Source organism: Pedobacter frigiditerrae (assembly GCF_032678705.1).
Taxonomy (GTDB): Bacteria; Bacteroidota; Bacteroidia; order Sphingobacteriales; family Sphingobacteriaceae; genus Pedobacter; species Pedobacter frigiditerrae_A.
The window spans coordinates 426,892-447,901 of record NZ_JAVTSS010000001.1 but is presented as its reverse complement, the minus strand read 5'-3'; the positions used below and the strand labels follow the sequence as shown (position 1 = coordinate 447,901).

The window sequence follows — 21,010 nt, the reverse complement described above, 5'->3', positions numbered from 1 at the left end:
TCAATTCTCACATCTCAAATCCCCCCAAAAAAATGGATATTAAAGATTTACAACGAGAAAATATAAAAACCCTTAAACCCTACTCTACCGCTAGAGATGAGTTTAAAGGACAAGCAAGTGTCTTTTTAGATGCAAATGAGAATAGTTTCGGTTCTCCACTGCCAGCAAACTACAACCGTTATCCAGACCCATTACAGCTAGATTTAAAGGATGCGATTAGCAAAATTAAAGGTGTACCTATCGAAAATACCTTTTTAGGAAATGGTAGCGATGAAGCAATTGATTTATTGTACCGAGCTTTTTGCAATCCCGGAAAGGATAATGTCATCATTCTTCCGCCTACTTACGGAATGTATGAGGTTTCAGCAAACATTAACGATGTCGAAATTAGGAAAGTAGATTTATTACCAAACTTTCAACTGGACTTAGAGAAAATCGCAGAAGCTATTGATGCGAATACCAAAATGATTTTCATTTGTTCACCAAATAATCCTACTGGAAACTCTATCAACAGAACAGATATCGAGACAATTTTGGCCAATTTTAAAGGATTGGTAGTAATTGATGAAGCTTATATTAATTTCGCTAAGCAGAAAACATTTATACAGGAATTAACTGAATACTCGAATTTGGTAATCCTACAAACGTTTTCTAAAGCTTGGGGATTAGCAGCTTTACGTTTAGGAATGGCTTTTTCATCACGACCAGTTATTGATATTTTAAACAAAGTAAAACCACCATACAATATCAACCAAGCTACACAAGACTTGGCTTTGGCTGCTTTAGAAAATATTCAACAAGTAAATGATTGGATTAAAATTACCGTTTCAGAAAGAGATAGATTGAGTAATTTACTAACAAAACTTCCATTGGTTAAAAAAGTCTATCCCTCAGATGCTAATTTTATATTGGCACAAGTTGATGATGCTTTAGGAACTTATAATTTATTGGTAGATAAAGGCATAATTGTTCGCGACCGTTCAAAAGTATCGCTTTGCGAAGGTTGCTTAAGAATTACAGTGGGAACAGTTGAAGAAAATAATCAGTTAATTAGCATTTTAGAAAAGATATAATGAAAAAAGTATTGTTTATAGACCGTGATGGCACATTAAACATTGAACCAGATGATGAACAAGTAGATAGTTTTGCAAAGCTGAAGTTTTATCCAAGGTCATTGTATTATCTTTCTAAAATTGCAACAGAGTTAGATTTTGATTTGGTAATGGTAACCAATCAAGATGGTTTGGGAACTCCTTCAAACCCAGAAGAAAACTTTTGGCCAATACACAACTTTATGCTAGATACCTTCGCTGGCGAAGGTGTTGTTTTTAGTGAAATTGTAATTGATAGAACTTTTGCGAGAGATAATGCACCAACTCGCAAACCTCACACTGGTTTATTAACCCATTATTTTGGAGAAGGTTACAATTTGAAAAATTCTTTCGTAATTGGCGACCGATTAAACGATGTGATTTTAGCAAAGAACTTAGGTGCAAAAGCAATTTTCTTACGTCAAAATGATGCTTTAGGAAGTACAGAAGCATTGGACAAATACGAAACGTTAGCTGATGTAATAGCTCTAGAAACTCAAAAATGGGAAGATATTTATACTTTTTTAAGAGCTGGTGCTAGGAAAGTAAATCACGTTCGTAAAACGAATGAAACAGATATAACCATTGGTTTAGATTTAGATGGAACTGGAAAAGCAACCATTAAAACTGGTTTAAATTTCTTCGACCATATGTTAGACCAAATTGCCAGACACGGTAGTATGAATTTAGATGTAATTGCCAATGGCGATTTGCATATTGATGAACACCATACCATTGAAGATACTGGAATTGCTTTGGGTGAAGCTTTTGCACAAGCTTTAGGTAATAAATTAGGCATTGAGCGATATGGTTTTTGTTTACCAATGGATGATTGTTTAGCGCAAGTTGCGATAGATTTTGGTGGCAGAAACTGGATTGTTTGGGATGCAGAATTTAAACGTGAGAAAGTTGGTGATATGCCTACCGAGATGTTTTTCCACTTTTTTAAATCTTTCAGCGATGCTTCAAAATGTAATTTAAATATTAAAGCAGAAGGCGAAAACGAACATCACAAAATAGAAGCTATCTTTAAGGCTTTTGCAAAGGCAATTAAAATGGCGGTTAAACGTGATGCAGAAAAGATGGTTTTACCGAGCACAAAGGGAGTGTTGTAAGGTAGAGGGCTGAGAGGTGGAAGGTTGAAGGTTTTAATGCACAAACTTTAAATTCTAAACCTGATAGTAGCGAACACGGATCCCGATTTTTCATCGGGAGGAGTAAAGCGAATAGCAGGACTACAGCACCAATGAAAAACTGACATTCATTTTCCAAAAATTATTAAAATGGAAGAAAAAAAGATAAATACAATTGGCATAGTAAACTACGGAGCGGGAAATATTTTTTCCTTAACCGCAGCTTTAGAAAGGCAAAATATTACTTACGGAATGGTAAATACAGAGGCTGATTTAGAAAAATATAGTCACATTATTATTCCTGGTGTTGGTCATGCTGGTGCTGCGATGAAAAAACTAGAACAAACTGGTTTAGTGAATGCTATTAAAGCTTTAACAAAACCTGTCTTAGGCATTTGTGTAGGTATGCAACTCATCACTCAACATTCTGAAGAAGGTGATGCTAATCTTTTGAATATCATTCCGTTAAACACCAAACTTTTTAACAAAGATTTAGGCATCAAAATTCCTCATATGGGATGGAATAATGTTGATTTTAAAAACAATTCACTGTTTGAAGATGTTCCTGTGGATACACAGTTTTATTTTGTGCATTCTTATTTTATTGAATATAACCCTACATTTGATATCGCAGCTGTTAATTATGGAAACAAATTTTCGGCAGCAATACAAAAAGATAACTTTTATGGCGTTCAATTTCATCCAGAAAAATCTGGTGAAGCAGGTGAACGCTTATTGAAAAACTTTTCAAACCTTAGTATATAATAATGTACATTATACCAGCAATTGATATTTTAGACGGAAAAGTTGTCCGCTTACGTGAAGGCGATTATAGCCAGAAAACAGAATACGATGTTTCTATCGAAGAAATGATTGAGCGTTACCGTTCTAATGGCACAGATTTCATTCATATTATCGATTTAAACGGCGCCAAAGGCGATTTTAGCAATCAAAAGACCTTATTCGAGATCATTAAAAAAACTGAGATGCGGGTGCAATATGGTGGCGGAATAAGAACCATTGAACAGGTAAATAATTTATTAGATGCTGGTATTCATCGTGTTATTGTCGGCACACAGGCCATCAGTAATCCTGATTTCTTACCTGATTTAAGCAAAGCTTTTGCTAAAAAAGATGATTACGCGAATAGAATTGTAATTGCAATTGATGTTTTGGATGAAGTAATCAAATACTCGGGCTGGATGGAAAGTTCTCCAATAAAATTGATGGATTATGTTGACAAGTGCCTTGCCTTGGGCTTTTTCCGCTTTTTATGTACTGATATTAGCAAGGATGGAAAGTTGGGTGGAGCAGCGGTTGATTTGTATAAAAAATTGTTAGACCATTCGCCATTTATTAAACTTATTGCATCTGGTGGAGTTAGCTCAATGGAAGATATTTATGAATTGGCTAAATACGACATTAGAAGTGTAGTTGTTGGTAAAGCAATTTATGAGAACCGAATTTCTATTGAGGAGATTAAAGAGTGGAATTTGAAAGCTTTGAGTTCGATATAAATGGAATTAAATAAAAAACTTACAATTGGTGGTTTTTCTCTTATTATTCTTGCTGTTCTTATGGGAATATGGGGTGTTTTTATGTTTTCATTCACAGGAAACACAAGCCATCTAATGAGTATTACTGGTAAGTATTGCTTTATCCTTTGGTGCCCTACTTGCGTATTAGGCATTATTTTAACCATTATTGGATATTCGAGAAAATAAATTAAACCCCCTAATTATTTTTGTCATTCTGACGAAGGAAGAATCTCTAAATGAGATGCTTCGTAAACTCAGCATGACAAACGCAAAAATATGCTGAGTAAAAGAATTATCCCTTGTCTTGATGTAAAAGATGGCCGTACGGTTAAAGGCATCAACTTTGTTGATTTACGTGATGCTGGCGACCCAGTTGAATTAGCTGCACAATATGCCAAGCAAGGAGCAGATGAATTAGTATTTTTAGACATTACAGCTACTCACGAACGTCGTAAAACGATGATTGAGATGGTGAAATCAGTTGCTAGACAATTGAACATTCCCTTTACTATTGGAGGTGGAATAAGCGAAATTGCTGATGCAGAAGCATTATTAAATGCTGGTGCTGATAAAATTAGTATTAATTCTGCAGCGGTTAAAAACCCACAATTAATTGAAGATTTAGCCAAGACATTTGGTGTTCAGTTTGTGGTTTTAGCAGTTGATACTAAACATATTGATGGCAAAAATATAGTCCACCTAAATGGGGGAAGATTAATTACCGAACTAGAAACTGAAACTTGGATTAAAAAGGCTGAAGATTTAGGTGCTGGAGAAATTTTGCTAACTTCTATGGACCATGACGGTACTAAACAGGGTTTTGATTGCAATTTGTTAGGCAAAATAAATAAGATGATTAATATTCCAATCATCGCCTCTGGCGGAGCTGGAAAAACTGAACATTTTACAGAAGTTTTTCAAAAAGCAGGTGTTGATGCTGCGTTAGCAGCTTCGGTGTTTCATTATGGTGAAATATTAATCCCAGATTTAAAACAAGAATTGAGAAGGAACGGAATTCCTGTAAGAATATAAAAAAATAACTCGTCATTGCGACGTTTTTGTCATTCTGAGTGCAACGAAGAATCTCAATGTAGATAATACAAATTCTGAGATTCCTCCTATGGTCGGAATGACAAAAGAAGTTTGCTTCGTGCCTCGCAATGACGAAACTTGATAGAAACAATGAATATAGATTTTGAGAAAAGTGATGGCTTGGTGCCTGTAGTGATACAAGACGAACAAACTTTAGAAGTTTTAATGTTAGGTTATATGAATGCCGAAGCATTTGAAAAAACACAAGTCGAAGGTAAAGTAACTTTCTATTCTCGCTCTAAAAACCGTTTATGGACCAAGGGTGAGGAAAGTGGCAATTTCCTTTTCGTAAAATCTATTCATATCGATTGTGACAATGACACGATATTAATTAAGGCAAATCCGGTTGGCCCAACTTGCCACACGGGTAGCAGAAGTTGTTTCAAAACAGATTACAATCAAAACTTTATTTTTGAATTAGAAAATATTATTAATGATAGGTATGAAAATCCTGTAGAAGGCTCATACATTAATAAAATGCGCAATAAAGGTTTGAATAAAATAGCGCAGAAAGTTGGAGAAGAAGGTGTAGAAACTGTGATTGCAGCCTTAGCGGAAACTGAAGAAGATTTGATTGGAGAAGCCTCTGACCTTCTTTTTCACTTAATGTTTTTGTTAAAAGAAAAAGGTTTATCTATTCAAGATATTGCCAAGAAATTAGAAAGTAGACACAAATAGATATGAGTATTGAGATGTGAGATTTGAGACACATCCAATCGCAATTCGCAATTCGCAATACTCATTACGCAATACGAAAACAATGCTCAAACACTTACATACCTTTCCTGGTCACCAAAACCCAGTATATGCTCTAGCAAATGCTGGTGAGGATGGTATTTTCTATAGCGCTGGAAATGACAAAGGTATTGTAGAATGGTCACTAGAAAAGTTAGCTTTTGTGAAGGTTAAAATACCTGTACAAAGTTCTGTTTATAGTTTATTTAGCTATAATAATTTGCTGTTTATTGCCGAAAGAAGTGGAGCATTTAGTGTTTACGACTTGACAAAACAGGAAATTATCACTAGAATAAATGCACATCCAAAACCAATATTTGATATTCAAATAGCCAAAGGCAAAAATGAATTATTAACCACAGGTGAAGATGGCTCTGTTGCTGTTTGGTCTTTATCGGATTTTTCAGAAATCTATCGTTTTCAAGTAGCTTATGATACGGTTAGGTGCATTGCAATTTCTCCAGATGAAGCTGAAATCGCTTTCGGTTGCAAAGACCACTTAATTCGGATTTATAATTTAGCTGATTACAGTTTAAAACAAACATTAGAAAGTCATTCCTTACCTGTTACTTCTCTAGCTTATCATCCTACTGGCAAATACTTAATTTCTGGAAGCCGGGATGCGCAATTGAAAATATGGAGTTTGCCAAACTATGAATTGGTTCAAACTATCCCTGCACACATGTTTACCATTTACAACATTATCCTTCATCCAACCCTACCCTATTTTGCAACAAGTAGTCAGGATAAAAGCATCAAACTATGGGATGCAGAAAACTTTAAACTTTATAAAATTCTAAGTTTAGATAAAGGTGAATTTGGGCACACGCATTCCATCAATAAAATAATTTGGAGTAAGGATGGAAAGTATTTAATTTCTACAGGAGATGATAGAAAAGTAATGGTTTGGGAGATGATGCTGTAATATCATTTTTTATCCATAGCTTTAATACACAATACAAAAGCAAATGAAATTTAGATCTATATTCATTATTTTGATGCTCTGTATCACAGCTATAGCTTCAAAGGGGCAAGTTCCAGAAACCAAAGTTATATTGGAGAAGGTTAGTGAAGCAGTTAAAAACATCCAATCTGGAGAATACCTTTTCCATAGCCGCAATTCTACAATGACATCAGGTGAAGATACGAGCGTTAGCTACAGAAAATTTCAATACGGTTTTGAAGCCAACCCTCAAGATGCACTAATAGGGTACAAAATAGTTTCGAATCCCACAGAGAAGAACTCTGTCCACACCATATTTGATGGAAATCATTTATATAGCAACAGCACCTGGAATGGGAATCTCGAGGTGGCCGATGCGGTCAAAGATAGCTTGATGATCAAGAATAGAAAAGGTACTGCAGGATGGTCTCCCCTTTTTTTCTATCTAGAAAGCCAACTTCGTGCTTACCTAAAGCCAGCTTTGGCTAGCAAGCTGAAAATGCTTGGTACCGAATCGGTAGAAGGAAAAGACTGTTATAAATTCAAGTTTGAAGCAAACAATCCTTCAGGAAGCAGCACAGAACTCGTTTACTATGTTCAGACCGATTCCTTCTTACCAGTAAAGATGACCGCTAGTTTCAAAAAACCACTTGGAAAGGTTGAACAGGTACAACTATTTGAATACTGGTTAACAAATATCGTCCTCAATAACAAGATCGACCCTAAGCGTTTTGAGAAGTCATCCATGTCTTATGTTCTTGAAAAAAAGTATATAGAAGAAATAGATAACCCCGAAAGTTTATTGAAAATCGGTAGCAAGGCACCCGCTTGGCAATTGAAATCAATTGAAGGAAAGCCAGTGAATTCGACTGACTTTGCCGGGAAGATCGTCATCATGGATTTTTGGTTCAAGTCTTGCATTCCTTGCGTTGAGCAGATGATGGCGTTGCAAGAATTGCATTCCAAATTCAAGGATGATCAGGTGGTTATCATTGGTGTTAATACCCTGGACGACCCTATCAAGGATAAGCTTGCTGCATTCTTAAAAAACAGGAACATTAAGTCGTTAAATGTAATAGGTGGAAAAGCTATAGAGAAGCGATTCAATGTTGTAGCAGCCCCAACTCTGTATGTTATTGGTAAGGATGGGAAAGTGCTTTATGGTCTAGAAGGGTATTCAACTTCGCTAGTGAAAGATATTACCGACCTAATAATATCGCAAAGCAGATAAAATTCCATTATATTTATCGCATGGACACAAACAAACCTCTACCGATACTTGATGCAGCGCAGATAAGAGTTTTAGGCGCTTTGATGGAAAAAAGCAAAACCACGCCAGATTATTACCCAATGACTTTGAATGGTTTAGCTGCTGCTTGTAACCAGAAAACGTCTCGTAAACCTGTCGTTCAATATGATGAGTCTACAATTACTACAGCTTTAAATTCTTTAAAAATTGCTGGTCTAATTTCTACAGCCACAGGTGGTTCTATCAGAAACATAAAGTATAAGCATAACTTTGCCATCGTATTTCCTGTTTTACCATCAGAAGTTGCTGTAATGTGTTTGTTATTTTTACGTGGCCCACAAACGCCAGGAGAGATTAATACCAACTCTGGCAGATTATATGAATTTGAAACTTTAGAAGAAGTTCAACAAGTTTTAGAAAAGTTAGCTAGCGATGAACCAGCTTACATTAAGCAATTACCTCGCAAACCAGGACAAAAAGAGCAACGTTACATGCATCTTTTTGCTGGAGACATTGAAACTTTTGAGGAAGAATATATTGTTGAAGAAAGTCCTAAAAACAACAACGAATTAGAAGAACGTTTAACAAAAGTTGAAGAAGAATTAGCAGAACTGAAAACCAATTTTGATAAACTGATGAAGGAATTGATGGGTTAATATTGTTGTTTGTCAATTTTAAATGGAAAGCAATAACGGCATTTCATAGGAATAGATAGTCCTGCTTTTTGTTGCTGCCAATGAAAAATTGGCATTCACTCCAATCAGGTTTATAAAACTTAGCTTTTGCTACTATGAGGGGTATTACTTGCACAAGCCTAACATTATAGCCCTGATATAAGCGAACACGATACGCCGAAGGCGGAGAGTAAAGCGTTTAGCAGGACTAACTCAAATTTCAGTACTACAACTGCGCTCCAAATTTTAGAGCATCAGTTATATCATTAACAATTATACAAACCTCTTAATTATCCTCAACTTATGAGTGTACTTACCTAATTCTGCATTGTAAATCCCTTGGTCGTCTATTGGGTCTATGCGAACTTTACCAGCAGAGTGGATAATTTTGTCGTTGCTTAACATTAAACCAACGTGGGTAATTTTTCCATCTTCGTTATCAAAAAAAGCTAAATCTCCTAATAAAGCCGATGCTAAAAAGTCAACTATTTCTCCTTGTTCTGCTTGTTGTGAAGCATCTCGTTTAATTTGAATCCCATTTAATTTATAAACTATTTGTACAAATCCAGAGCAATCAATTCCAAAAAAAGTTCTTCCACCCCATAAATAAGGAGTATTCTCGAAAAACTTAGCTGATTGCTCTACATTCAATTTAAAATCGTTTTTGCTCGGAATAAAAGGCTTTGATGTAACTTCAAATCTTTCATCGCCTACATAACAAAATCCATTTTCGAAATAAGGCAACGTACTACCCGGACTTAAATAATATTTAGTTCCGTTGCTTGCAATTAAAGTATTATCTAATTGAAATGGGGTTAAATTTGAAAAAGCTTTTTCATCGTGAAACTGCAAATCAGAAATTTTTTGGAGTTGTTTGTAATCCATCCAACCCTCATAATTATCGTGATGAGTTTTAATTAGGCACCATTTCTCTGTCTTTTCTAAAACTTCGACCCTATCACCTAATAATAATTGAGAAACAATTTCACTCTTGTCTGATGGTTCTTTTCTAATTGGCGCAACTGCAAGCCTACAAACGTGGTAGTTATCCATATATAAAATGTATATCCAAAAATAGTGATTAACATCACAACATAAACATTTACGCCTTTAATTTGTTAATTTTAATATCGTAAACCTAAATGCTTATATCATGGACTTTAAAAAAATATTAATTGCTGTAGATAACAGTACGTGTTCTGAAAAAGCAGCAAAAACAGGCTACGAAATGGCATTCAAATTTGAGGCTGAAGTCGCATTATTAAATATAATTGAACCAGCACCCGCTACTGTTAATCCTGATTTTACATTAGCCCCAGTGTTTATGGAGATGTATGATAATAGTGAGGAAAATAGTCATACTTTATTGCAAGAAATTTCAAATAAATATGGAAACGGCATTCCTACAACTTATCTAACAAGTTTAGATACGGCAACTCACGGCATTATTCAACAAGCTGAGGAATGGGGAGCACAATTAATCGTAATTGGAACTCATGGCCGAGGTGGTCTTTATCATTTTTTAATGGGAAGTGTTGCTGAACATGTAGCTAGAAAATCTGCTTGTCCAGTTTTGATAGTACCTAATAAAGACTAAGGCCCCTCCCAACCTCCCCAAAGGGAAGGAGTAGCAAGACGCAAAAAAGCGAATAAATAAAATGGCTATAATTACAATTTACCGTATTCTAAAAGTTGCTCATTAAAAAATTAAACAAAAAAAGAGATGCTTAAAAGCATCTCTTATATAAATTATTCGACTCAAGACTGATTACTCAGAACTCAAGACTAATTTTCCTGGTGTAACCAAGCTTTTTTAGCCAATAATTCTTCTTCTGTTTCGCGAACATCCTCATCATCAACACAACAATCTACCGGGCATACCGCAGCACATTGTGGTTCATCATGAAACCCTTTACATTCTGTACATTTATCAGAAACAATGTAATAAACTTCATCAGAAACTGCTTCTTGAGAAGCTCCTGCATCCATTTGTTCTCCGCCAAAATCAATGATACCATCTAAATTTGTACCATCAGAAAATCTCCAGGCTGTACCTGCATCATATATTGCATTATTTGGGCATTCTGGCTCACATGCTCCACAATTAATACATTCGTCTGTTATTTTAATCGCCATGTCTTCGTGTATATCTATTGCTAAGTTTAACTTTGCACTGCAAATATAACAATAATCGATTTATAATAGTTCTAAATATGTCATCACTTACCAAAGGAAGTTTAATTATTGCATTACAAAAACTAAGTGAGTTCATGGCTAATCCTAGCGATGAGTTCAAATATGTGATGGAATCTGCAAGTCATCATAACGCTTGGTTTACTTTTGATGAAGTTCAAAAAGCTATGATTTCCTTAAGTAACATGCTTAATAGCGATGATTTAATTAAATGGTTTGATGAAATTGAGCTTAATGAAAACCCGAAAAAAGTAGGATTAATATTAGCAGGAAATATTCCTTTGGTTGGTTTTCACGATGTACTTTGTGTATTGGCAACTGGGAATATTGCATTAATTAAAATGTCCTCAGCAGATGATAAATTGCTACCTGCGCTTTTAAAACAGTTGGTTGTTTTTGAACCAGGATTAGCAAATCGAATTGAATATGTAGAGCGATTAAAGGATTTTGATGCGATTATTGCCACTGGCAGCAATAATAGCTCAAGGTACTTTGATTATTATTTTTCTAAAGTGCCTAACATTATCCGTAAAAATAGAAACAGTGTTGCCGTTTTAAGTGGAGATGAAACTGCAACAGAACTTGAAAATTTAGGTCACGATATATTTGATTATTTTGGCTTGGGATGCAGAAATGTCTCTAAAATTTATGTTCCAACCAATTATGATTTAAAGAACTTTTTTGAACCAGTTGAAAAGTACCAAGCCATTGTTAATCATTTTAAATACAACAACAATTACGATTACAACAAATCTATCTATTTGGTAAATGGCGTAAAACACTTCGATAATGGTTTTCTATTGGTTAAGGAAGATGAGAATTTTGTATCGCCGCTGGCTGTTCTTTTTTATGAAGAATATACATCCATCAACAATGTTGAAGAAAAGTTAAATGCGCAAGATGAGCAAATTCAGTGTGTGGTTTCAAAATTATCGCTGAACATTAACAAAGAAAAAATAGGTTTTGGCGACAGTCAAAACCCAAAGCTTTGGGATTATGCTGATAATGTGAATACTCTAGAATTTCTGAATAAGCTCTAGATTTTAACAACAGTTGGATATTTGGTGAATAGCAAACAACCACAACATTAACACAACATCGCTATTTTAGCAAGCCTAGCTCATAAAAAATTGCTACTTTGTTAAAAATTTACCAAATAGCTATTGAAACAAACATTACGCAGGTATATCCTTGCGCTCATTTTAATTTTTTCCATTTCAGAAATTAATGCTCAGGTATGTACTGGAACATTAGGAGATCCTGTAATTAATATAGATTTCGGTAGAGGGTCTAGTAATATTGGTCCTCAAATAGCCGAAACAAATTATTTCTATGTAGCTGGCAATCCAAATGATGGTCAATACACAGTTGTACAAAGTAGTGCTGGTTTAAATCCTGGTTGGCACCAATCCATAGTTAATCATACTCCAAACGACCCTACTGGTTTTATGATGTTGGTGAATGCAGATTATAACAAAGGGATTTTTTATCAAACAACAATAAATAATCTTTGTCCAAATACCACTTACGAATTTGCAGCTTGGGTTATAAATATATTACGTGGAAGCGGCATCAAACCCAATATTAAATTTACAATTGAAAATAATGGCACTCCAATTAAAGAATTTTCTACTGGAGATATTATTGAAGGTAGCCCTACTAGTTGGATTAAATATGGAACCATTTTTACTACTCCTTCAAACGTGGGAGTAATCACATTAAAAATGACCAATGAAAATCCAGGAGGTTCTGGAAATGACCTTGCGTTAGACGACATCACTTTTAGAGCTTGCGGACCAACAATTGCAACTTCAATTAATAGTAATAGTGTTAACGCAGATTTATGTGTTGGGCAAAGTGCTAACTATAACCTAGCGGCAAGTGTCTCTTCGGGCTACAATGATCCTGTTTATCAATGGCAAAAATTAAATGGTACAATTTGGACAGATATTAGTGGAGCAAATGCAACCCAAACCACAATAAGTTTCACAAATGCCATTGTTGGCACTTATAAATATCGTTTATCAGTAGCCGAGCGACCAAACATCAACTCTCCAAATTGCAGAACATCTTCAGCTATTTTAACCATTAATGTAAATGATAAACCAAGCCCTGTTGCCAGTAATAGTGGAGCAGCTTGTGTTGGAAAAAACATTCAGTTAAACGTAAACCAAGGAGTTTCTTTTAGCTGGACTGGACCAAATGGTTTTACTTCTACAGCACAAAACCCAATCATACCTAATGTTAGCCTAAATTCTGCCGGAATTTATACCGTTACTGTTCTTAACGCTTCTGGCTGTTCAAATACAAGTCAAACTCAGGTACAGGTTTTGCCATTGGTTATTGCCAATACAAATATTACTGCTGCTACGATTTGCGAGAACGAAACTGTTGACTTAGAAGCAAGTGGAGGCTCTTCTTATACTTGGCTACCTATTGATGGATTATCAAATCCAAATATTGCCAACCCAATCGCCTCTCCTAAACAGACTACCACCTACAAAGTATCGGTTTCAAATGGGACTTGCTCAGTTACTAAGGATATTACAATCACAGTTTTAAAAAGTGCATCAGCCAATGCTGGAGAAGATAAAAAAATGTTGTTCGGCCAATCGGTTACTTTAAATGGAAATGCAATGGGAGATAACGTGACTTATTTGTGGTCGCCAGCTACTTATTTAGATGACCCAACCAAATTAAATCCAATAGCAACGCCTCCAAATGACATCACCTACACGCTAACCGTACAATCAAACTGCAATGTAAGTACTGATGAAGTTTTTGTTAAGGTATATCCAAAAATAGAGATACCTTCTGCATTTACTCCGAACGGGGATGGCATTAACGACAGCTGGAATATACCTTCAATAGCTTCTTTCCCCAATCCAAAGCTAAAAGTGGTAAACAGAAACGGGCAACTGGTTTTCCAAAGTACAAATACACAACCGTGGGATGGAAAATCTAATGGCAAAAACTTGCCAACTGGAGTTTATTATTATACTCTCTATTTAAATGAAGATTTTAAAACCTATTCGGGATGGGTTTTATTAACTAGATAAAATCGATTTTTTCAATTCAATTATCGGCTAGAAATGCTATTTTTGAACAATGTATATCATTAAAGTAAAAGGCATTGCCAAAATACCAGATTACGTACAACTTAGAGATGAGAAGTTTACCTTACTCGCTTATTTTAGAGTTGATAGACCTGATAAATCTTTAGATAAATTAGGCTTGGGTGATAAACAAGACCAAATCATGAACATTATTAATGACTTGCCTTTTGGACAGGTTACTAAATTAGATATTTAATTATGGCAGAAAATATAGTTATCAACTTGCAAAAAGTTGATGTTTTTCAACAAAAACACTTGGTTCTATCAAACGTAAACCTAGATATTGCCAAAGGCGAATTTGTATTTTTAATCGGTCAAACTGGTTCTGGAAAAAGTAGTTTATTAAAAATTATTTACGGCGATTTACATATAGGTAATGGAGCTGGCGCTGTTGCTGGTTTCGACCTTAAAAACTTAGCTGATAAAGATGTGCCCTATTTGCGCAGAAAGCTTGGAATCGTGTTTCAAGATTTTCAATTATTAAGCGATAGAACTGTTGAACAAAATTTAGAGTTCGTTTTAAAAGCAACTGGCTGGAATGATAAAAACTTAATTAACGAACGCATTAAAGACGTTTTGGAGAAAGTAGGTTTACGTTCTAAAATTAAAAAAATGCCTCATGAAATTTCTGGTGGCGAACAACAACGAGTAGTTATTGCAAGAGCTTTATTAAATAATCCAGAAATTATTTTAGCTGATGAGCCTACTGGTAACTTAGACCCAGATACATCTGAAGAAATCGTTTTATTATTGAAACAAATCAGTCAAAGTGGAACTGCCGTTTTAATGGCAACACATGATTACCACATCATCCGTACCTTCCCTTCTCGTATCATTAAATGCGAAAGTGGTGTGGTACACGAGGATGCACAAATTGCTTAGTCAATTCTGACAAAATATTAAATTTCAGCCATTCTGTTCAGTTATTATTCATTTAAACTGACAGCATGGCTGATTTTAGTTATTGGCAAAACTTTTGAGTTTGAACACAAAAAACACGCATACAAAACATGTTTAATAAGAAGAAAAAGGAAGAAGAACCGATTATAGAAAATAATCAGGCTGAGCAAGAAGTAGAAACTGCGCAAAGCGAAACAACTACTGATACAGAAAGTGCAATTGCAGAACCTGTTATAGAACTTTCAGTTGAAGAAAAATTGCAACTTGAAAACACTGCATTAAACGATAAATACTTACGCTTATTTGCTGAATTTGATAACTACAAACGCAGAACGCAAAAAGAACGCGTAGAATTATTGCAAACAGCTGGTAAAGATGTAGTAGTTTCTATGTTACCTGTTTTAGATGATTTTGAACGTGCTTTAAAAGCAACTGAAAATGCAACTGAAGTGAGTGCAATTCGTGAAGGTGTAATGTTGGTTCAAACTAAATTGAAAAGCATCTTGAGCCAAAAAGGTTTAAAAGAAATGGAAAGCATTAACACTGTTTTCGATACTGATATTCACGAAGCAATTACGAAAATACCTGCTCCATCTGATGATTTGAAAGGTAAAGTAGTTGATGAATTAGAAAAAGGATACACATTAAATGACAAAGTAATTCGCTTTGCCAAAGTAGTGGTTGGTGCATAAATAAAATTTTGAATGAGAAAAGGTTTGAATTATTAATAATTTTAAATGAGAGAAGAATTGAATTATAGAGTGGCATCTAATATTCACTCATTCTATAATTCTTTCATTTAATAATTCAATTATTCAAAACTCAATCATTCAATCATTAATTAGAAATGAGCAAGAGAGATTTTTACGATATACTTGGCGTAACCAAAAGCGCATCGGCGGAAGAAATTAAAAAAGCTTACCGTAAACTGGCTATTAAATATCACCCAGATAAAAACCCTGACGATAAAGCTGCAGAAGATAAATTCAAAGAAGCTGCAGAAGCCTATGAGGTATTAAGTAGCCCTGAGAAGAAACAGCGTTACGACCAATATGGTCACGCTGGTGTTGGTGGTGCTGCAGGTGGCGGTGGTTATGGCGGTGGCGGTATGAATATGGATGACATTTTCAGCCAGTTTGGTGATATTTTTGGTGGTGGCGGAAGTCCTTTTGACAGTTTCTTTGGCGGTGGCCAACAATCTCGTGGTGGCGGTGGCCGTAGAGTAGCTAAAGGAAGTAATTTACGTATTAAGGTTAAATTAACTTTAGAGGAAATTGCAAACGGCGCTGAGAAAAAAATCAAAGTAAATAAACAAATCACTTGTAAAACTTGTGATGGCTCTGGCGCAAAAGATAAAGGTTCTGTAAGTACTTGTAAAACTTGTGGTGGTAGTGGTGCAGTTCGTAGAGTTACCAATACCATTTTAGGACAGATGCAAACCACAGCAACCTGCCCTACTTGTCATGGTAGCGGACAACAAATTACCGCAAAATGTGGTGCTTGTCATGGCGAAGGAACTGTACGTGGTGAAGAAACCATTACAATAAACATTCCTGCTGGTGTAAGCGAAGGTATGCAGTTAAGTATGGCTGGCAAAGGTAATGCGGCTCCAAATGGCGGCGTTCCTGGAGATTTAATCATCTTGATTGAAGAATTACCTCACGAAACCTTAAAACGCGAAGGCAATAACATCGTTTACGATTTACACGTAAGCATTGTTGATGCAGCTTTAGGTTACAGTGCAGAAGTGCCAACTATTGATGGAAAGGCAAAAATTAAAATTGAGCCAGGTACACAAAGTGGAAAATTATTACGCTTAAAAGGAAAAGGTATTCCAGAAATAAATTCTTACCACAGAGGTGATGAGATTATTCACGTAAATATCTGGACTCCAAAAGCGCTAAGTAGCGAAGAAAGAGCAATTTTAGAAAAACTAAGAGAATCTCCTAACTTCAAACCACAGCCTAATAAGAATGACAAAAGCTTCTTCGATAAAATGAAAGAGTATTTTGAATAAGATAAATTAGATTAAACAAAGAAACCGATGCCAAAAGCATCGGTTTTTCTGTTAGCAGTTAACCCGTCATTGCGAGGCACGAAGTGCTCAGCGAAACTAATCCTGAAGCGTTATTATATCTACTAAGCCTACCATAGCATTACGATTGCCAGTCGAGCTGGCAATGACGCTGAGAAAAGTTTTAATTAAGATTTGGGCTATTTGCTTTTCTTGAACTTTTCTTGGTTACCAGCTTCATTTTTTAATGCCAATAAAATACGGTCTTCAAAAGGCTTTAAATCAACATCAAATGATTTTGAAGACAACGGGATTTCATTTGCAGTTTTTATAGTTGGTGTATAACCACCAGATGCCATATAAAACCTATCTGCAAATTTTGGTGAAACTCCCTGCTCAAAATCTATACGCTGACCAACTTTACCATCTGTATTAGAAAATCTAACTTTATTAAAATTAACCCATTTCCCAGTAGTTGCTTCTTTTCCCCAAGCATTGTAATAGTAAGCTTCTCTACGCAACTGCCCATTGGTATGTCCATAGTTTTCTATAAAAGAGTAAAAGCCATCAAACATTCTGTGCTCTTTAGGCGCTCTCCAAGTTGCAACATATTTCCAATCTTGTCCTTCTAATTTGTACCAAGCAGATAACAGCACTGAATTGTTATCTTCTGCTTTTACATTCATTATAAATTTAACCGGTTCGTTAGTTTTCCAATCGGCTGTTTTCACGTATGATTGTCCACCTGTACCCTCACCACCGAAGCTATTTATAGTTGTTGCTTCATCCTTATCTACAAACGAAACGAAATCTTGCTTAGTAATAGACTTATCATTTTCAGCATCCTTACTATCCCAAACAGAAAACAATACCCTTCTTTCTGTTGGAGAATTAGTTTGTATACCCATATAACCGCGATAAAAACCCAAACTCATGTAATAAGTTGCTAAAGGGTCTGCACCTTTTGGCACTAAAATCTCTTGATAAATCCAGTTGTAGGCTTTCGTTGTTGGTGCGGTTGTACTGAAACTTAAGTGTACTGATGGCGATGACTGGTAATCAGTTTGGTTTACTTGCCCATTAGGTTGAAGTGATTTAAACACTAATGAGTTAATTTTAATAGCAGATGCTGGATTTGAAATAGGCTTTAGTTCATATTTGAAATATCCAATATTTGGAATCACGATTTTAGCAACAAATAAACTATCAACTTTACCAGTCCCTTTAAAAGTTATTTTTTTCTTTAAGTTTTTAAAACCTGCTACTGGGTATGTTGGTGTAACAGTCAACTCAAATTCTAAAGTCTTACCTTCATCTACAATGTTGTTAAAGGAAAAATCATAACTACCAGTTTTTTGGTATAGATACCAAACCACATTTTTATTTTGGTCTCGCCAATTAGAAACTATTCCTTTATTTTCAGGATAACCTACCGGGATGGAAACTCCTGGTCGACCAGTTGTAAAAGGTTCTACATACCCCTTATTTGCTGGGATTACAAATACTTGATTTTGTTGTGCTACGCTCACATTAGAGAAAATAAGCAGAGCGATAAATAAACTTAAAATAGGTTTCATTTTTGTTGATTTTGTGTTTAACAAATTAACCGATTATTAAATTTAAAAACTATGCTTTTGACCCTCACAAACAAACGTTTGCGTGAAGATAATTGCAGAAAAATATTGCCGAAGTAACCTTACAACGGTTCAAAAGAACCACTGCCTTTCAAATCTAAACCTGATTGTAGTGGAAATACTTTTTGTATTGCTTACACTTCGACTACGCTCAGCGTGACAGCAAAAAGATTGTAACGAAAAGCAGGGCTAAAAAACCCGATGAAACACTGCCATTCATTTTCAAAAAAATAAATTCATCAGCTTTCCTTTAAATAGTAACATTTTAATCAGCCTTGCATCTTATATTTACTAAACTAAAACAACATCGTAAATGCTAAGCGTAAAAAATATTGTTAAACAATATGCCACGCACCGTGCTTTAGACCAAGTTAGCTTGGAGGTAGAAAGCGGAAAAATATTTGGATTATTGGGCCCAAATGGTGCAGGCAAAACTTCTTTAATTAGAATTATTACTCAAATTACTGCACCAGATAGCGGCGAAGTGCTTTTTAACGGCGAACGTTTAAATGCAAATCACATTTCGCAGATTGGTTATTTACCTGAAGAACGTGGCTTGTACAAAAAAATGGAAATCGGCGAGCAAGTTTTATATCTGTCTAAATTAAAGGGATTAAGCACTGCTGAAGCTACTAAACGTATCAAATTTTGGTTCGAGAAGTTAGAAATGGGCAGTTGGTGGAATAAAAAAGTAGAAGATTTAAGTAAGGGAATGCAGCAGAAAGTGCAATTTGTGGCCACGGTTTTACATCAACCTGAGCTAATCATTTTAGATGAGCCTTTCTCTGGTTTCGACCCTGTAAATGCAGATATCATTAAGAATGAAATCTTAGAATTAAACAGACAAGGAGCAACTTTTATTTTCTCTACCCATAGAATGGAAAGTGTTGAAGAACTTTGCGACCATATTGCTTTAATTGACCGCTCTAAAAAGATTTTGGATGGCAGTGTTGATGAAATTAAAGGGACTTATCGTAACAATACTTACTGGATAGAGTATGAAGGAGATTACAATACAGCAAATGCAAAAGGCATTTTTGATGTATTGCAAACCGAAAACATAAAAGGCAAAACTCTACTAAAAATTCAATTACAGAAAGACAAAACGGCTAATGAGGTTTTAGCAACGTTATTGCCTTATGTAGCCATTCATCGTTTAGATGAAGTGATACCAACAATGAACGATATTTTTATTGACAAAGTTAAAAGACAAGATTATGAATAAGGTTTTACTCATTATACGTAGGGAATATTTATCGAGAGTGAAGAAAAAATCGTTCATTATTATGACGTTTTTAACGCCGCTTTTAATAGCAGGTATTTATGGTTTGATTGGTTATTTCACTTACAAAGGCATAAAAGACACACACGATAAAATAGCTGTAGTTAGCACAAATAAAACGTTAACTGAAAAACTAGCTTCTGATAAAAACACAGAATATGAGTATGTAAATCAGTCGTTAGAAGAGGTGAAAAAATCACTCAAAAATTCTGATTTCGACTATGTTTTATATTTACCCGAATTCAGTTTAGCTGAACCGAAAGGTGTTGAGTTATTTGGAGAGAAACAAGCTGGTTTATCTTTAAACAACAGGATTTCTGGAGATATCGAGGAGTTAATTCGCAATCAGAAATTGAAGGAATCTGGTATAGCACAGGCAGATTTAGACCAATTGAAAACATCGGTTGATATTGAAACCAAAAAGATTGCTGATACCGGCAAGGAAGAATCTAGCAGTGCCGGAGCCAGTACAATAATTGCCTTTATTGCCGGAATTTTGATGTTTATGTTCATCATGCTTTACGGCATACAAGTGATGCGTGGTGTAATTGAAGAAAAAACAAGCAGAATTATAGAGGTAATGATTTCTTCGGTTAAGCCTTTTCAATTGATGATGGGTAAAATCATTGGTATTGCCTTGGTAGGTTTAACTCAGTTTATTTTGTGGATTGTGTTAACATTAACCATTAGTACAATTGCAGCTACTGTACTTATAGACAAGGCAGATGTGAAAAAGATTGCTGCTTCGGCACAAAGTGGAAGTCAGGTTTCTACCGGAACTACAGTTGTACAAGCACCACAAGGCCCTATGGTTGATATTCAGAAAAGCTTGGCTGGATTGGATTTCGGTAAAATTGTATCGGTATTTATTTTCTTCTTTATTGGCGGGTATTTGTTCTATAGTGCATTATATGCTGCTATCGGTTCTGCCGTAGATAGTGAAACAGAAACTCAGCAATTCATGATGCCTGTCATGATGCCTTTGTTATTAGGCTATGCATTATCCTTAAGTGTGGTTACAAACGATCCTTATGGCAATGTAGCATTTTGGCTTTCGATGATACCATTTACCTCTCCTATTGCAATGGTGGTTCGTCTACCTTATGGCGTTCCAGGATGGGAATTGGCATTATCTATGGCAATTTTAGTTGTCGGTTTTATTGGCACCGTATGGGTTGCTAGTAGAATTTACCGTGTTGGTATTTTAATGTACGGCAAGAAAACTACTTTCAAGGAAATGTTTAAGTGGTTTACTTATAAAAATTAGCTTGTCAGTCTGAGCGTAGTCGAAGACTTTTAGGACATGCTTATACTAAGCTCAGCATTACAGCTATAAATATGAACTTGGTGTATTAGTGGTTAAAAATTTTGAAAACGATTGTAAGTGCTTATCGGCAATGAAAGCCCTGCTCTCGC

The 21,010-nt window shown here is 35.3% G+C and carries 21 protein-coding genes; 18 read left to right on the top strand and 3 right to left on the bottom strand.

Translation table 11 applies throughout. From position 1 onward, the window contains the following. The first annotated feature begins 32 nt into the window (after positions 1-32). From hisC to R2Q59_RS01925, 9 genes are all read left to right on the top strand, one after another. A complete protein-coding gene (gene hisC / locus R2Q59_RS01965) occupies positions 33-1,073 on the top strand; it encodes a histidinol-phosphate transaminase (RefSeq protein ID WP_316765345.1) in 1,041 nt (346 codons plus the stop codon). After that, positions 1,073-2,206: a bifunctional histidinol-phosphatase/imidazoleglycerol-phosphate dehydratase HisB gene (gene hisB / locus R2Q59_RS01960; protein ID WP_316765344.1), complete on the top strand. Its 1,134-nt coding sequence runs from the start codon at positions 1,073-1,075 to the stop codon at positions 2,204-2,206. Before hisC ends, hisB begins: the two co-directional genes overlap by 1 nt. A 168-nt stretch (positions 2,207-2,374) precedes the next feature. Then, positions 2,375-2,989, top strand: a complete 615-nt coding sequence (hisH, locus tag R2Q59_RS01955; RefSeq protein WP_316783246.1) for an imidazole glycerol phosphate synthase subunit HisH — start codon at positions 2,375-2,377, stop codon at positions 2,987-2,989. A gap of 2 nt (positions 2,990-2,991) precedes the next feature. Next, positions 2,992-3,741 (top strand): 1-(5-phosphoribosyl)-5-[(5-phosphoribosylamino)methylideneamino]imidazole-4-carboxamide isomerase, encoded by a 750-nt coding sequence (gene hisA / locus R2Q59_RS01950; protein ID WP_316783243.1) that lies wholly within the window; start codon positions 2,992-2,994, stop codon positions 3,739-3,741. A gap of 297 nt (positions 3,742-4,038) precedes the next feature. Further along, complete coding sequence (hisF, locus tag R2Q59_RS01945; protein ID WP_316765341.1) at positions 4,039-4,794, top strand: imidazole glycerol phosphate synthase subunit HisF; 756 nt, start codon at positions 4,039-4,041, stop codon at positions 4,792-4,794. Between the two features lie 150 nt (positions 4,795-4,944). Then, entirely contained in the window at positions 4,945-5,532 is a 588-nt protein-coding gene (hisIE, locus tag R2Q59_RS01940) for a bifunctional phosphoribosyl-AMP cyclohydrolase/phosphoribosyl-ATP diphosphatase HisIE (protein ID WP_316783241.1), read from the top strand. A gap of 82 nt (positions 5,533-5,614) precedes the next feature. Then, positions 5,615-6,514 (top strand): WD40 repeat domain-containing protein, encoded by a 900-nt coding sequence (locus tag R2Q59_RS01935; RefSeq protein ID WP_316783238.1) that lies wholly within the window; start codon positions 5,615-5,617, stop codon positions 6,512-6,514. Positions 6,515-6,557: 43 nt separating this feature from the next. After that, a complete protein-coding gene (locus R2Q59_RS01930) occupies positions 6,558-7,763 on the top strand; it encodes a redoxin domain-containing protein (protein WP_316783236.1) in 1,206 nt (401 codons plus the stop codon). Between the two features lie 20 nt (positions 7,764-7,783). Continuing rightward, positions 7,784-8,437 (top strand): YceH family protein, encoded by a 654-nt coding sequence (locus R2Q59_RS01925; RefSeq protein ID WP_316783234.1) that lies wholly within the window; start codon positions 7,784-7,786, stop codon positions 8,435-8,437. A 291-nt stretch (positions 8,438-8,728) separates the two neighbouring features. Here the strand turns inward: R2Q59_RS01925 and R2Q59_RS01920 are convergent, their stop codons facing one another. Then, the gene (locus R2Q59_RS01920) at positions 8,729-9,508 is read right to left on the bottom strand and encodes a C40 family peptidase (protein ID WP_316783232.1); all 780 of its coding nucleotides are present in this window, start codon (positions 9,506-9,508) and stop codon (positions 8,729-8,731) included. Positions 9,509-9,608: 100 nt separating this feature from the next. Here R2Q59_RS01920 and R2Q59_RS01915 point away from each other — a divergent pair, with 100 nt between their 5' ends. Beyond that, the gene (locus tag R2Q59_RS01915; RefSeq protein ID WP_316765334.1) at positions 9,609-10,052 is read left to right on the top strand and encodes a universal stress protein; all 444 of its coding nucleotides are present in this window, start codon (positions 9,609-9,611) and stop codon (positions 10,050-10,052) included. Between the two features lie 188 nt (positions 10,053-10,240). On the opposite strand, the gene R2Q59_RS01910 is transcribed toward R2Q59_RS01915, so the two are convergent. Continuing rightward, a complete protein-coding gene (locus R2Q59_RS01910) occupies positions 10,241-10,591 on the bottom strand; it encodes a 4Fe-4S dicluster domain-containing protein (protein WP_316765333.1) in 351 nt (116 codons plus the stop codon). 77 nt (positions 10,592-10,668) lie between these two features. On the opposite strand from R2Q59_RS01910, the gene R2Q59_RS01905 reads away from it, so the two are divergent. The 6 genes from R2Q59_RS01905 to dnaJ all read left to right on the top strand — a co-directional run bounded on the left by R2Q59_RS01905 (position 10,669) and on the right by dnaJ (position 16,681). Next, on the top strand, positions 10,669-11,688 hold the full coding sequence (locus R2Q59_RS01905; RefSeq protein ID WP_316783230.1) for an acyl-CoA reductase: 1,020 nt from the start codon (positions 10,669-10,671) through the stop codon (positions 11,686-11,688). A 123-nt stretch (positions 11,689-11,811) separates the two neighbouring features. Further along, positions 11,812-13,707 carry a gliding motility-associated C-terminal domain-containing protein gene (locus tag R2Q59_RS01900; RefSeq protein WP_316783228.1) on the top strand — a complete coding sequence of 632 codons (1,896 nt, stop codon included), beginning with the start codon at positions 11,812-11,814 and terminating at the stop codon, positions 13,705-13,707. Between the two features lie 49 nt (positions 13,708-13,756). Next, on the top strand, positions 13,757-13,960 hold the full coding sequence (locus tag R2Q59_RS01895) for a fructose-6-phosphate aldolase (RefSeq protein WP_131553022.1): 204 nt from the start codon (positions 13,757-13,759) through the stop codon (positions 13,958-13,960). A gap of 2 nt (positions 13,961-13,962) precedes the next feature. Further along, the gene (locus R2Q59_RS01890; RefSeq protein ID WP_316783223.1) at positions 13,963-14,646 is read left to right on the top strand and encodes a cell division ATP-binding protein FtsE; all 684 of its coding nucleotides are present in this window, start codon (positions 13,963-13,965) and stop codon (positions 14,644-14,646) included. Positions 14,647-14,774: 128 nt separating this feature from the next. Continuing rightward, complete coding sequence (locus tag R2Q59_RS01885) at positions 14,775-15,356, top strand: nucleotide exchange factor GrpE (protein ID WP_316783221.1); 582 nt, start codon at positions 14,775-14,777, stop codon at positions 15,354-15,356. Between the two features lie 155 nt (positions 15,357-15,511). Then, positions 15,512-16,681, top strand: a complete 1,170-nt coding sequence (gene dnaJ / locus R2Q59_RS01880) for a molecular chaperone DnaJ (RefSeq protein WP_316783220.1) — start codon at positions 15,512-15,514, stop codon at positions 16,679-16,681. A 197-nt stretch (positions 16,682-16,878) separates the two neighbouring features. Here dnaJ and R2Q59_RS01875 read toward each other — a convergent pair whose 3' ends face one another. Further along, the gene (locus R2Q59_RS01875) at positions 16,879-18,255 is read right to left on the bottom strand and encodes a DUF3472 domain-containing protein (protein ID WP_316783217.1); all 1,377 of its coding nucleotides are present in this window, start codon (positions 18,253-18,255) and stop codon (positions 16,879-16,881) included. A gap of 370 nt (positions 18,256-18,625) precedes the next feature. On the opposite strand from R2Q59_RS01875, the gene R2Q59_RS01870 reads away from it, so the two are divergent. Continuing rightward, complete coding sequence (locus R2Q59_RS01870; protein WP_316765326.1) at positions 18,626-19,537, top strand: ATP-binding cassette domain-containing protein; 912 nt, start codon at positions 18,626-18,628, stop codon at positions 19,535-19,537. Further along, positions 19,530-20,861, top strand: coding sequence for an ABC transporter permease (locus R2Q59_RS01865; protein ID WP_316783214.1), 1,332 nt, complete (start codon positions 19,530-19,532; stop codon positions 20,859-20,861). The genes R2Q59_RS01870 and R2Q59_RS01865 overlap by 8 nt, the downstream gene beginning before the upstream one ends. Positions 20,862-21,010: the final 149 nt, after the last annotated feature.